This is a genomic window from Maribacter algicola, assembly GCF_003933245.1.
Classification (GTDB): domain Bacteria; phylum Bacteroidota; class Bacteroidia; order Flavobacteriales; family Flavobacteriaceae; genus Maribacter; species Maribacter algicola.
Genome location: NZ_QUSX01000002.1, coordinates 685,828 through 699,599, shown reverse-complemented (window position 1 = coordinate 699,599; position 13,772 = coordinate 685,828). Strand labels below are relative to the sequence as shown.

Genomic DNA, 13,772 nt, shown 5'->3' with positions numbered 1-13,772 from the left:
TTACTTAAACGGATATAGTGATGCCTTGGGCAGTAGGACCATCGGCATCAAAATAAAAATCGATCCTGCCCAGGTTCACACCAAAACAACCCACTTGATTAACTAAAATGTCACGTCCGCTAGCATTTTTCACTATGGTGGGGCGTTCCAAAAAGGTGTGGGTATGGCCGCCAATGATTAAATCGGTATACCTAGTTCGCTGGGCCAGGGTGAGGTCATCCGGTCTATTTTCGTTTTCGTAGCTATAGCCCAAATGGGAGAGGCAAATAACCACATCACATTTTTCAGTTACCCTTAACCGGGTTTCCATGTCAGAAGCTATTTCATAGGGATCCAGATATTCGGTTTCCTTGTACAATTTTTTGGTCACCAATCCTGTCAGTTTAATACCAAGACCATAAATGCCCACTTTGATACCATCCCGTATATAGGTTTTATAAGGTTTTGTGTAACCGTCCAAGACCGTATTGGAAAAATCATAATTGGCGATGAGAAAATCAAAACTGGCATAGGGGAGCTGGGCCAAAAGGCCATCAATGCCGTTGTCAAAGTCATGGTTCCCAATAGTGGTAGCATCATATTTTAATTTGCTCATCAGCTTGAACTCCAGTTCGCCGCCGTAAAAATTAAAATAGGGGGTACCCTGAAAAATATCGCCGGCATCCAAAAGCAGGGTATTGGGATTTTCTTCCCGTATGCTTTGCACCAAACCCGCCCTACGGGCAAGCCCTCCCAATCCAGGAAAGTCTGCATGGTCCAAGGGAAAGGGGTCAATGTGGCTATGCACGTCATTGGTGTGCAGGACGGTCAGGTGTTTTTTTCTGTCCGTACAGGAATTAAGGCAAAGCCCCCCTGCCGATACCATTACCGACCCAGCCACCGTTCGTGAAACAAATTGTCTTCTATCCATTATTAAGTTCAAAAATCAAGTTCAATTTAGTTGTTGGTTGTTGGTTGTACATTTTAAGATGAAAATACCAAATACACGTATAAGTATCAAGTCTATTTTCACCCACTAGTTCATTAATAGCTAGTTCACTAACTACCAAAATCCAACATTCATTCCACCTTATAATATCTTAAATCTACCTTGGGCGAAAGTGTATCCACCTTAGTAAAATAATCGATCATGGCACTCCGAATCTTATAATCGATGTCCGTCACTTCCAAGGCATCCTTAAAAAACACCATATTATCACCTCCGGACACTAAATAGTCTGATGTGGCCACATAATAGTTTCTGTTTTCATCAAAGGGCTTGCCTCCAATCTTAAGGGATTGAATGCGGTCGTCCTTGTCTAAAACCAATTGTATGCCAGCTACGGGATGTGCCCTTTTTGATTTGATGAGATAGGCTAGCATTTCCTTGACAGATTTCCCGGTTAATTCCACAACTACGGTAGAGTTCTCAAAGGGCATGACCTCAAAAGCCGTACGTGCGGATACATTTCCCTTTGATATATTGGAACGGATTCCGCCATGGTTCAACAACACAAAATCTAGATCCTTACCGGATCGGCTTTTAAAAATGGGGGCTGCCTGTTTCAGAATGATATCCGCCATAAGATTTCCTGCACTGGTGTTGTAGGTACCGTCCACTTTGCTAATGTCCCATGGGGCATAGGCCAAAGTACTGTCCAAAACCGACTCCACATGCTCATGGTAAGGAAGTATATATTCAGAAATGGAATCCACAGGGACATAGGTACTATCGACCACTACCTGCTTTCCGCTGATTTTTAGCAAGGTACTGGAGGATTGATGACAGGACACAACTCCAACAAAAGTTATAAATATAACAAAATGTTGTATTTTTAAACATTCAAAGTGTTTTAACTTCGCCATACAGTTGAACGGATATTATTTACATTTGTAGAAATGTAAAAATACATGTTTTTAAAAGGAATTAAGGACAAGTTTAAACAGAATTCCGGACTTAAATTTATTAAGCAGGAGCTGGAAAAACCGGGGTATGTAAGTACCCGTGAGAAAGGGATACGTTCTTTGGGTTGTATTGTAGATTTGGACAAGTTTGATACCTCTGACATGTTCTATCAATTTTTGGAAGATTTCTCTTTAAGGCCCAATGCGGTAAAAATCATTGGCTATAAAAGTTATTATGACAAAAATTCTCCCTATTCCACACCCATATTTTCCAATAAGGATTTGGGATGGAACGGTGAGATTCAGAATAGCTACGCGTTGGAGTTCTTGAACAGGGAATACGATTTATTGGTGAACTACTATGATGATAACAACCTGTTGTTAAACCTTATGTCCGTTAGGACAAAGGCAAGAATCAAAGTAGGTTTTGGGTCGGTGGGCCCTACTTACAATGATCTTATCTTGAATACCCCGATATCCGATTTTAAAACGTTCAAACAAGAATTGAAAAAATATTTAAGCGTTTTTAAGGAAATTTAGCATGGAAAAATTAAAGGGAACAGGAGTGGCGCTGATAACCCCGTTTACGACGGAGGGCCAGGTGGATGTGGACGCTTTGGCGGATATCGTATCCTTTAATATTGATGGTGGCGTGGACTATCTGGTGGCTTTGGGAACTACGGCAGAATCCGTTACGCTTACCAAACATGAAAAACAAGTGGTCATGGACACCATTTTGGAGGCCAATAGTGGAAGGCTTCCGGTGGTCATTGGCATTGGAGGGAACAATACTGCGGCCATCATCGAGGAAATCCAGGCTACGGATCTCTCCCATTTTGATGCCGTTCTTTCGGTTTCGCCCTACTATAACAGACCTACCCAAGAAGGGATTTACCAACATTTCAAGGCAATCGCGGAAGCTTCTCCCTTGCCAATCATACTGTATAATGTGCCCGGGAGGACCGGTAGTAACATGCTACCCGCTACAACCCTGAGATTAGCACGTGATTTTTCCAATATCGTAGCCATCAAGGAGGCCAGTGGGAATATGGTTCAGGTCATGGAGTTGATAGAGCAAAGGCCGGATGGATTTTTGGTACTTTCAGGGGACGATATTACGGCTTTGCCCACCATATTGGCTGGTGGGGAAGGGGTGATTTCCGTAATCGCCCAGGGATTGCCATCAGCATTTTCACAAATGGTAGGTTTGGGTATGGACGGCAACAGTGAAGAAGCCTACGAGCTGCATTATATGATGCAGGAGGGTATGAGCCTTATTTTTGAGGAGGGGAATCCAGCCGGCATCAAGGCCATATTCGAGATTCTGGGCATTTGCAGGGCGTCCGTACGATTGCCGTTGTTGGAGGCCACCCCGGGGCTAAAGAATAAAATCGCCAACTTTATCGCTTCCCTTACCAAAATCCCCGCTTAGAACGCTTCGTTAAATCCATGCCAAATGAAGTGATTGTAACCTTGAATGCCCTTATTTTTGACAGATTAAAAATGTTTTTTAAATCCGTTGATAATCACTAATTTTGCAAAATGTTTTTTAGAATGAGACATTTTTTTGTTTTAGGGCTGTTTCTAATGGTTCTACAATCCTGTAGCGAGTACCAAAAAGTACTCAAGAACGAGGATTTAAAGGCCAAGTATGATATGGCCGAAAAATTCTACGAGGAGAAGGACTTCAAGCGTGCCAACCGACTATTCGAGCAAATAGCACCCAAATATGTGGGCAAGCCCCAAGGGGAGCGGGTTATGTTCTTTTTGGCCGATAGTTATTTCAAGCGCGGGGACTATAATATGGCAGGTTATCAATTTGAGCGTTTCATAAAATCCTATCCCAAAAGTGACAAGCTGGCCGAAGCAACCTTTTTAGGGGCAAAAAGCTATTACGAGCTTTCCCCTACCTATTCCTTGGACCAGACAGATACGGACAAGGCACTCCTAAAACTGCAGAACTTTATTAACACGTATTCGGAGTCTGAATTTTTTGCCGAAGCCAATGCCATGGCACAGGAGCTTACAAGAAAAAAGGAGAAAAAGGCGTTTGAGATATTAAAGCAGTATAACAAGCTGGGAGAATTTAATTATGACATGTTGAAATCCGCCATTGCCGCAAGCGATAATTTCATTTCGGATTTTCCAGGCTCCATATTCAGGGAGGATGCCTATTTTGTAAAGGTACAAGCCCTGACCCATTTGGCGATGAATAGTTTTGAAAGCCTTCAAGAGGAACGTCTCACTGAAGCCATGGAAGCCTATCAGACCTTAAAAAAGCAATATCCCAGCACCAAATATGAAAAGGAATCCGCGCAGCTATTGGAGCGGATCAACAGGGAATTACTGAAATTCAATACAATAGAAGAATCTAAATAACTAGTTTTCATTATGAATATGAACGATTTAAAAAGCTCCAAAGCGCCTGTTTCAACGGTAACCATCAATCGAAATGAATTTGATGCCCCTACCAATAATATTTATGAGGCGATTTCCATAACGGCCAAGCGTGCTGTGCAGATCAATTCCGAAATAAAAAAGGAATTGTTGGAAAAATTGGAAGAGTTCGCCACCTACAGCGATAGCTTGGAGGAGGTTTTTGAGAACAAGGAACAAATTGAGGTTTCCAAGTTCTACGAAAAACTTCCCAAACCACATGCATTGGCCGTAGAAGAGTGGTTGAAAGATAAAATCTATCACAGAAATACGGAGAAAGACGCATAAGGTATATGTTGGGCGGCAAAAACATCCTTTTAGGCATTACCGGAGGGATAGCAGCCTATAAAACAACCTTTCTCGTCCGTTTATTGATAAAATCTGGCGCTAACGTGAAGATAGTACTTTCCGATAGCGCCAGTTCTTTTGTTTCCCCTTTGACCCTGGCTACCCTCTCCAAAAATCCGGTAGTTTCCAATTTTGTAAAGGTCGAAAACAATACCACGGATTGGAACAACCATGTGGCCTTGGGCCTTTGGGCGGATTTGATGCTGATTGCCCCGGCAACGGCCAATACCTTATCCAAAATGGCCAATGGTGCTGCGGATAATCTATTGTTGGCATGCTACCTTTCTGCCAAGTGTCCGGTCTTCTATGCCCCGGCAATGGACCTGGACATGTACCAACACCCCACTACAAAAAAATCCTTTAAGGCCTTGGGATCCTTCGGGAATATTATGATACCCGCTACCTCGGGCGAATTGGCAAGTGGTCTGCACGGGGAAGGAAGAATGGCGGAGCCGGAAGACATTGTCGCATTTATCAATAATTATCTATTGGAAGGACTGCCTCTAAATGGAAAAAAAGTCCTGATTACTGGTGGGCCTACCTACGAGGCCATAGATCCCGTAAGGTTCATTGGAAATCATTCCTCCGGACTAATGGGATTTGAATTGGCTAGGGCGGCAGCAGCGCTGGGTGCGAATGTGGTTTTGGTATCGGGGCCCTCAAAATACGATGTTGAAAATGATAGGATACAATTGATACGGGTCGTTTCTGCGGATGACATGTATGAGGCTGCCTACGGGCATTATGCCGATGCGGATATCGTCATCTGCGCCGCAGCTGTTGCGGATTACAAACCCAAGGTTAGGGCTGAACAAAAAATTAAAAAATCCGTTAACGAGCTGCAAATCGATCTGGTAAAAAACAGGGATATCCTCTATACCTTCGGTCAGGAGAAAAAAAACCAATATCTGGTGGGCTTTGCCTTGGAAACGGAAAATGAACTTGAGAATGCCAAAGTCAAGCTCAAACGCAAGAACCTGGATGCCATTGTGCTGAATTCACTTAACGATACAGGAGCTGGATTTGGGGGCAATACCAATAAAATTACCTTCTTGGATACCAATTTGGCAATCCAGACGTTTGAACTAAAAACCAAGGCCGCTGTTGCCAAGGACATCCTAAATGAAATTGTTAAAATACGTTATGCGTAAACTGTTTCCAGTTCTACTTCTAGTTTTCACCTTAGTTTCGCTTCGTGCACAGGAATTGAACTGTACGGTAACCATAAACTCCGATCAGGTTTCACAGACCAATCAGCAAATATTTAAGACCTTGGAACGCTCCTTGAGCGATTTTGTGAACAAGAACAAGTGGACGAATAGGGTATATAAGGAAAATGAACGGGTCAATGCCCAAATGTTCATCACGATCACGGATTATGAATCGGATCGTTTTAGCGGTACCATTCAAATACAGTCCTCAAGACCCGTTTACAATACATCCTATGAAAGTCCGGTATTCAACTATAAGGACAACCAATTGAACTTTCAATATATTGAGTTTCAGCCCCTGGTCTTTAACGAAAACGTGTTTGAATCAAACCTAGTGGCCGTGGTGGCCTATTATGTCTATGTCATTTTAGGGCTGGACGCCGATACGTTCTCTTTGGAAGGTGGCACCGATTTCTATAGAAAGGCACAAAGCATCGTGACCCAGGCACAGGGGAGTAATTATTCTGGTTGGACGCAAACCACGGATCGTAGCAGGTTTGAATTGGTAGACAACCTACTTTCCAATACCTACAAGGAGTACCGGGTGGCCATGTACAATTATCACAGAAAGGGATTGGACATTTTGGCGGATAACAATAGTACCGGAAAACAGATTATAGCCGGTACCATGAACCTATTCCAGACCATGATCAATAGAAGGCCCAATGCTTTTTTGATACAGACTTTTTTCGATGCAAAATCCGAAGAAATCCAGAATATTTTCTCCGATGGTCCCAAGGTGGATATCGTGAAGCTGAAGGAGACCCTCAACAAAATTGCCCCTTTGTATTCCAGCACCTGGAACGAAATCAAGTATTGAAATTAGTGATTTGGAAGCTAGTAGATTAGTGGGTTAATACGGACTTGATTCTTGTACTTCCGTTTTTATTTCCATCTAACAACGAACAGCCAACAACCAAATTGAACCTGATTCTTGCATTTAAATTTGAGCTTGAATTTGATACCTGAAATAGATTACCTTTGATTATTTAAATTTTTACAGTTTTGTTGACCAATCTTTCCATAGACAATTACGCGCTGATCGATAGTTTAGAGGTGAGTCTGGACGCGGGTTTTACCATTATTACCGGAGAAACGGGTGCGGGTAAATCTATCTTTTTGGGAGGCCTATCCTTGGTGTTGGGAAAGAGGGCCGATTTATCATCGCTGCGTGATAAGGAACGTAAATGCGTCATTGAAGCCTATTTTCAGATCAAGGACTACGGTTTACAGTCTTTTTTTAAAGAGAACGATTTGGATTATGAGGACACCACGGTCATTAGGCGGGAAATTTTGCCCAGCGGAAAATCCCGTGCCTTTATTAACGATACACCGGTAACTTTGGATGTATTGACACAACTAGGTGAACGCTTGATCGATATACATTCCCAGCATCAGACACTGAGATTGACCGAAAATGATTTTCAGTTAAAATTGATAGATGCTTTGGCAGATAATAAGGTCCGTCTTCAGGACTTTAGAAAGACCCTCACCACCTATAGCTCAACAAAAAAGCAGCTCGAGGATTTAATTGATTTTCAGAACAATGCCTTAAAGGAACAGGATTATAACGATTTTCTCTTAACAGAATTGGAAGCAGCTCCCTTAAAGGAAGGCATTTTGGAGGAATTGGAGGAGCAATACGAGCAACTGAACAATGTGGAGTTGATTATGGAGGAACTTTCCAAGGGGGATCAATTGATGAACGACGAGCAGATTGGCCTTACATCGCTTTTATCCGAATTGAAAGGTACTCTATCCAGACTTTCTGGATTTGGTAAACAATACGAAAGCCTGTACCAGCGCATCCAATCCGTATATATTGAAATGGACGACATCAATACCGAGCTTCAGGCCTTTCAAGATAACATTGAATCCAATCCGGAACTTTTGGAAGAAACCAGCGCCAAGTTGCAATCGTTGTACAACCTACAGAAAAAACACGGGGTTTCAGAGATATTGGAATTGATCAAAATCAGGGAGGAACTTTCCCAAAAGGCATTTGAAACGGCCCATTTAGATGAAAAAATAGCGATTAAAACCAGGGAGCTTCAGGATCTGGAATCGGCTTTGGAGGAACAGGCACTCGTACTAAGGGAAAAAAGAAACGCTGTTATTCCCAGTTTGAAACAACAATTGGAACAGGATTTGGCACACTTGGGAATGCCAAGTGCCTCATTTCATATCCAACTGGAAAGTGTGGATACCTTTAAGGGCAATGGTATGGATGAACTTTCCTTTTTGTTTACCGCCAACAAAGGCAGCGATTATGGCGAACTAAAAAAAGTAGCATCGGGAGGGGAGCTTTCCAGGATCATGCTAATAATTAAGGCCATATTGGCGAAATATGAAAAACTGCCCACCATTATGTTCGATGAAATAGATACGGGCGTATCCGGGGAAATTTCAAATAGAATGGCAGATATCATGAAAGAAATGAGCAAGGACATGCAGGTATTCTCCATTACGCACCTTCCACAGGTCGCTTCCAAGGGAAACCACCATTTTAAGGTATTTAAGACCGATACTTCAGAAGGTACCCAAACCAATATGCGAAAACTCTCCAATGATGAGCGCGTAGTGGAACTGGCCCAGATGTTAGGGGGCAACGAAGTGTCTGAATCCGCCTTGGCCCATGCCAGACAATTGTTAAATTAATTGTCGTTGCCTAAAATCCAATTGGCATATTTTAAATATCTTTGAGACATTAAAAACACTAAGAACCAATAATCATGGGGTATAATCTATTAAAAGGAAAAAGAGGAATCATATTTGGTGCGTTGGATGAAAATTCAATCGCCTGGAAAACCGCGGTACGGGTCCATGAGGAAGGCGGAACTTTTGTGCTTACCAATGCGCCTATAGCCATGAGAATGGGCCAGATCAAGGAATTGGCCGAAAAGACGGGTTCTGAAATCATTCCTGCAGACGCTACCAATGAAGAAGATTTGGCGAATTTGGTCACCAAGTCCATGGAGATTTTGGGTGGCAAGTTGGATTTTGTACTACATTCCATTGGGATGTCCGTAAATGTGCGTAAAGGAAGGTCCTATACGGATGAGAATTATGATTTTACGGCCAAGGGATGGGATGTTTCCGCACTTTCCTTTCATAAAGTAATGCAATCCTTATATAAAAATGATGCCATGAACGAATGGGGCAGTATTGTAGCCTTAACCTATATGGCCGCACAACGTACCTTTCCTGATTATAACGACATGGCAGATAACAAGGCCTATCTGGAATCCGTGGCACGTAGTTTTGGATACTTCTTTGGAAAGGAGAAAAAGGTACGAGTAAACACGATTTCCCAATCGCCGACAGCCACTACTGCGGGACAAGGAATCAAAGGATTTGACGGTTTTATCAACTATGCTGAGAAAATGTCGCCCTTGGGCAATGCGACCGCCCAAGATTGTGCCGACTATACCATTACCTTGTTTTCTGACCTTACCAGAAAAGTGACCATGCAGAACCTATTCCATGACGGCGGTTTTTCCAACACCGGGGTCAGTCAGGAAGTCATAGACAAATTCTAAAAGGGTAATCAGGGATTTCTGGGGCTTTAATTACTTGAAAGTTTGAAATGAATGTGTCATTCTCGTTTATAATTCCAGTATTTAACAGACCCAATGAAATTGAAGAACTCTTGGAAAGTCTTTTATTACAGACCTATTCCAAGGATTTTGAGGTGGTGATCGTAGAAGACGGTTCCACAATACCCGCCAAGGAAGTGGTAGATTTGTACCGCAATAGGTTACATATTTCTTACTACCAAAAACCCAATTCAGGACCAGGAGATTCCCGCAATTTTGGAATGAAAAATGCCCAAGGCAATTACTTTATTGTCTTGGATTCGGATTGCATTCTGCCTTCCCAGTACTTGGATGAAATAGAAAAGAGCCTAACCAAGGAATTTGTACATTGTTTTGGCGGTCCAGATGCGGCCCACCCTTCCTTTAGCGATGTTCAAAAGGCTATCAACTATGCCATGACCTCCTTTTTGACTACAGGAGGAATACGAGGACGAAAAGACGCCATAAACAAATTCCAGCCCAGAAGTTTTAATATGGGCATATCCAAGGAAGCTTTTGAAAAAACCGGCGGGTACGGGAACATCCATCCGGGCGAGGATCCAGACCTGACAATTCGTATTTGGGAAAAGGGATATGAAACCAAATTGATACCCGAAGCCTTTGTGTACCATAAACGAAGGATCGACTGGAACAAATTTTACATGCAAGTGAAAAAATTTGGAATGGTAAGGCCCATATTGAATAGATGGCATCCGTCCACGGCCAAATTGACTTATTGGTTCCCTACCATATTCATAGTTACCTTGTTGATTTCCATTGGGTTCATCTTTTTGGGTTTTAAGACACCCTTTATCTGTTTTGTTCTTTATTTTTCAGCCTTGTTATTGGATGCCTTAATAAAAACGAAAAGTATCAAAATTTCCATTATGGCACTTTTTGCTACGCTGGTCCAATTTTTGGGCTACGGTTTTGGTTTTTTGAAGTCCACTATTTATACTACATTTAGTAAAAGCACACCGGAGGCAATATTTCCAAAATTGTTTTTTCAAACTAAGGACAAATCGTGATTTTAGATAGGATTAAAACAGCTTTAAAAAAGAGAAAGGTCAAGGTATTCCTGGTCTTTTTGTTTTTCTCCTTTCTGGCATGGTTCGTAAACAATCTTGCACAAACGTTTGTGGGGACAACTTATTTCCATTTAAATTACGTGAACGTGCCACGGGATTTTCTGTTGGAAAAAACCCAAAAAAATCAATTACAGGTAAGTCTTAGGGCCGTAGGATTTCAATTTATAGGTTTTGGCATAAGAAAGAAAAATATACAGATAAACCTTGCTGAAGTACGAAAAAGAAACGGCCGTTATTTTATACCGCCGTCGGTTTACAAAAAACAGGTTCAAGCACAGTTATCAAGCGATATGGAGCTGCTGGAAATGGACAACGATACCATTTTTGTTGAATTTACACCGCTACAATCGAAAGAAGTACCTGTTATACCTAGGCTTAATATTACGTTAGCAAAAAACCACGCCTTAATGGATTCTTTGGTCATTGAACCGAAAATGATCCTTATAAAAGGACCAAAAAATCAGATAGATACCGTGCAAAGTGTCCATACGTCCTATGTAGAGTTGTTGAACCTAGATGCCGATTTCTCACAAAAGCTTACCTTGGTGAAATCGAGGGAGCTGGTCGAAACCAATTTTGAACCTTTCCAGGTAACGATTACGGGTAAGGTATATCGCTTTTCGGAACAGGTATTTGATGTGCCCGTAACCATTTTCAACCTTCCGGACAGTGTAAAGGTGAGAATGTTCCCAGATGTTGTTCAAGTAGTCTGTCAGGCTAAATTGGATATTCTTAAGGATATTTCGCCAGATGATTTTATGGTAGTTGCAGATTATGGTCAAGTAGGGGAACGCAACCAAAATGTATTATCCTTGATATTGAAGGAGAAGCCAGAAAAAATCAACAACGCCATCCTGAAGACCAAAGAGGTTGAATTCATATTGAAAAGGGAATGAAACAACCATGAAAAGCACTTGGCACGGAGGATTAAAAATAATGCATGGGCGTACCAGTTTCTTGGGCATAAATGACGCATAAACAATGAAAATAATTGGTCTTACGGGAGGCATTGGAAGTGGAAAGACAACCGTTGCAAGGATGTTCGAAAAATTAGGGGTTCCCGTATACAATTCAGATGTGGAAGCCAAGAAACTTATGCATTCCTCCAAAACGATCCAAAGAGAACTGATCGACCTGTTTGGGGAATTGGCCTATCTGGACGGAGATTTGAATCGATCCTACATTGCTAAATCGGTTTTTAAGAATACGGATATGCTAAAAAAGCTTAACGAAATTGTACATCCTGCGGTTCGAAAACATTTTAAGAAATGGTGTAAGGCACAGGATTATCCTTATGTGATTCAGGAAACGGCCTTGTTGTTTGAAAATAATGCACAAGAATTTTACGACAAGGTCGTATTGGTGACCGCTCCCATGGAATATAGGATAGACCGCATTTTAAACCGAGACCAAAGTACCCGTGAGGATATCGTGGCAAGAATGCAGAATCAATTGGACGATGTGGAGAAGTTACCCTTGGCGGACTTTGTCATTGAAAATATCGACCTGAAAGAAACAAATGAAAAGGTGGCAGAGGTACATCGCGTTCTCCTTGATTTTACTAAGGACATCTAATTTTAACATTTGTGTTAAGGTTTGGTTAAACGTACTCAGGCCTTCCCTGTAAATAATTAATTTTAACATTATAATGAATAAGAGGTTATTTGTTCTCTTGGTAGTTCTAATGAGCCTTTCTCTGGTAGGGTTGATTTTTATTCAAAGCATTTGGATAAAAAAATCCGTTGAGAACAAAGAGGAACAATTTTCGAATGTTGTTTCTGAGGCGCTCAACAGTGTTACCAATCAGATAGAGGAGCGGGAGAAGAAAAATTACTTCGATAGGTATCTGTATGCAAAGGATAGCATCGGGGAATTGAAGGAGACCCAATTTAGAAATTTCTTTTTCATAGACAGGGATGTCAATTCCAATGAGATATTGTTATATGAACATGGTATCCTAGAAGAAGATTACGGAATTTCGTCAACGTTCTTTGATAACGGTGAAGTGGGCGATACCACTTTCATCAAAAACTATACAAGCAAGCGAACCACATCGATCTTTAGGGAGGATTATGATATTGACGGTAAGGCCCTTAGGTTGACGCCTATTCAAAGAATAGAAAAGATTGGGGGACTTAGGGATGTTGATAAAATCGCCATGGAAGATTTGTTCACGACCTATGCCAAAAGAGTGCCTATACACAAAAGGGTTTCAAAACAGGAGATAGAATTGTTGGTGCAACGTGAATTGCAGGATAGGGGCGTTGATATAGCTTTTGAATATGGGGTGTACAGCAATGGTCTACCGACAAAGTTGAAATCCCGAAAATTCAAATATTCCGAAGCGAATATCTATAAATCCCCACTGTTTACCGATCTTGATGGGATATCCAATTTTGATCTATTGGTTTCCTTCCCAAAGAAAAAGCGCTTTTTGTTACAGTCTATATTAGGTTTGGCCTTATTATCACTTTTGTTTACCCTGATAATTGTCATTGCATATTCCGGGGCGATATACCAACTTATCAGGCAAAAACAGATATCGGAGATTAAGTCGGACTTTATCAATAATATGACGCACGAGTTCAAGACCCCCATTGCAACAATCAACCTAGCGGTGGAAGCCATAAGAAACCCTAAAATAATTGGGGACCAGGAAAAGGTTTCGCGCTATTTACAGATGATTCGGGACGAGAACAAACGTATGCATGCCCAAGTAGAAAATGTATTGCGCATATCCAAATTGGAGAAAAACCAATTGGATATCAGTAAGGATAGGGTAGATGCCCACGATATAATAAATGATGCGATTACCCACGTGGAGCTCATTGTGCAGGATAGGGGCGGTTATATTGAAACACATTTAGATGCACACCGATCTGAAGTCTTGGCCAATGAAATGCATTTTACCAATGTGATAGTCAATATTTTGGACAACGCAATAAAATACTCGATCGATGCCCCCAAGATAGATGTCTACACGGAAGTAGTTAAAAACAACATTGTGATAAAGGTACAGGACCAAGGTCCGGGAATGAGCAAAGCTGTATTAAAGAGAGTTTTTGAGAAGTTCTATAGAGAACATACAGGAGATATTCATAATGTTAAAGGCCACGGGCTAGGATTGGCCTACGTAAAAAAAATAGTAGATGATCATCAAGGGGAAGTATACGCGGAAAGTGAAAAAGATAAAGGAAGCACTTTCTACATTAAACTCCCTTTAATTTAAA

General features: G+C 41.5%; 14 protein-coding genes. 12 read left to right on the top strand and 2 right to left on the bottom strand.

Going from position 1 to position 13,772, the window contains the following annotated elements; translation table 11 throughout:
- Positions 1-4 precede the first annotated feature (4 nt).
- Both DZC72_RS12310 and DZC72_RS12305 read right to left on the bottom strand, forming a co-directional pair.
- A complete protein-coding gene (locus DZC72_RS12310) occupies positions 5-910 on the bottom strand; it encodes a metallophosphatase (protein ID WP_125223222.1) in 906 nt (301 codons plus the stop codon).
- Between the two features lie 149 nt (positions 911-1,059).
- Entirely contained in the window at positions 1,060-1,773 is a 714-nt protein-coding gene (locus tag DZC72_RS12305; protein WP_243641731.1) for a 5'-nucleotidase C-terminal domain-containing protein, read from the bottom strand.
- 117 nt (positions 1,774-1,890) lie between these two features.
- On the opposite strand from DZC72_RS12305, the gene DZC72_RS12300 reads away from it, so the two are divergent.
- The 12 genes from DZC72_RS12300 to DZC72_RS12245 all read left to right on the top strand — a co-directional run bounded on the left by DZC72_RS12300 (position 1,891) and on the right by DZC72_RS12245 (position 13,771).
- Positions 1,891-2,424, top strand: coding sequence for a DUF6913 domain-containing protein (locus DZC72_RS12300; protein ID WP_125223220.1), 534 nt, complete (start codon positions 1,891-1,893; stop codon positions 2,422-2,424).
- 1 nt (position 2,425) lies between these two features.
- Positions 2,426-3,316: a 4-hydroxy-tetrahydrodipicolinate synthase gene (gene dapA / locus DZC72_RS12295; RefSeq protein WP_125223219.1), complete on the top strand. Its 891-nt coding sequence runs from the start codon at positions 2,426-2,428 to the stop codon at positions 3,314-3,316.
- 122 nt (positions 3,317-3,438) lie between these two features.
- Positions 3,439-4,263: an outer membrane protein assembly factor BamD gene (locus tag DZC72_RS12290; RefSeq protein ID WP_243641730.1), complete on the top strand. Its 825-nt coding sequence runs from the start codon at positions 3,439-3,441 to the stop codon at positions 4,261-4,263.
- A 12-nt stretch (positions 4,264-4,275) separates the two neighbouring features.
- A complete protein-coding gene (locus DZC72_RS12285) occupies positions 4,276-4,608 on the top strand; it encodes a DNA-directed RNA polymerase subunit omega (RefSeq protein WP_394340648.1) in 333 nt (110 codons plus the stop codon).
- Positions 4,609-4,613: 5 nt separating this feature from the next.
- Positions 4,614-5,819 carry a bifunctional phosphopantothenoylcysteine decarboxylase/phosphopantothenate--cysteine ligase CoaBC gene (coaBC, locus tag DZC72_RS12280; protein ID WP_125223216.1) on the top strand — a complete coding sequence of 402 codons (1,206 nt, stop codon included), beginning with the start codon at positions 4,614-4,616 and terminating at the stop codon, positions 5,817-5,819.
- Positions 5,812-6,699 carry a type IX secretion system protein PorD gene (gene porD, locus DZC72_RS12275; protein ID WP_125223215.1) on the top strand — a complete coding sequence of 296 codons (888 nt, stop codon included), beginning with the start codon at positions 5,812-5,814 and terminating at the stop codon, positions 6,697-6,699. The genes coaBC and porD overlap by 8 nt, the downstream gene beginning before the upstream one ends.
- 185 nt (positions 6,700-6,884) lie before the next feature.
- Positions 6,885-8,537 carry a DNA repair protein RecN gene (gene recN, locus DZC72_RS12270; RefSeq protein WP_125223214.1) on the top strand — a complete coding sequence of 551 codons (1,653 nt, stop codon included), beginning with the start codon at positions 6,885-6,887 and terminating at the stop codon, positions 8,535-8,537.
- A gap of 74 nt (positions 8,538-8,611) precedes the next feature.
- Positions 8,612-9,418 (top strand): enoyl-ACP reductase FabI, encoded by an 807-nt coding sequence (locus tag DZC72_RS12265; RefSeq protein ID WP_125223213.1) that lies wholly within the window; start codon positions 8,612-8,614, stop codon positions 9,416-9,418.
- Between the two features lie 47 nt (positions 9,419-9,465).
- A complete protein-coding gene (locus DZC72_RS12260; protein ID WP_125223212.1) occupies positions 9,466-10,482 on the top strand; it encodes a glycosyltransferase in 1,017 nt (338 codons plus the stop codon).
- The gene (locus DZC72_RS12255; RefSeq protein ID WP_125223211.1) at positions 10,479-11,438 is read left to right on the top strand and encodes a CdaR family protein; all 960 of its coding nucleotides are present in this window, start codon (positions 10,479-10,481) and stop codon (positions 11,436-11,438) included. Before DZC72_RS12260 ends, DZC72_RS12255 begins: the two co-directional genes overlap by 4 nt.
- An 85-nt stretch (positions 11,439-11,523) precedes the next feature.
- Positions 11,524-12,117 carry a dephospho-CoA kinase gene (gene coaE / locus DZC72_RS12250; RefSeq protein ID WP_125223210.1) on the top strand — a complete coding sequence of 198 codons (594 nt, stop codon included), beginning with the start codon at positions 11,524-11,526 and terminating at the stop codon, positions 12,115-12,117.
- 73 nt (positions 12,118-12,190) lie between these two features.
- Complete coding sequence (locus DZC72_RS12245; protein ID WP_125223209.1) at positions 12,191-13,771, top strand: sensor histidine kinase; 1,581 nt, start codon at positions 12,191-12,193, stop codon at positions 13,769-13,771.
- Position 13,772: the final 1 nt, after the last annotated feature.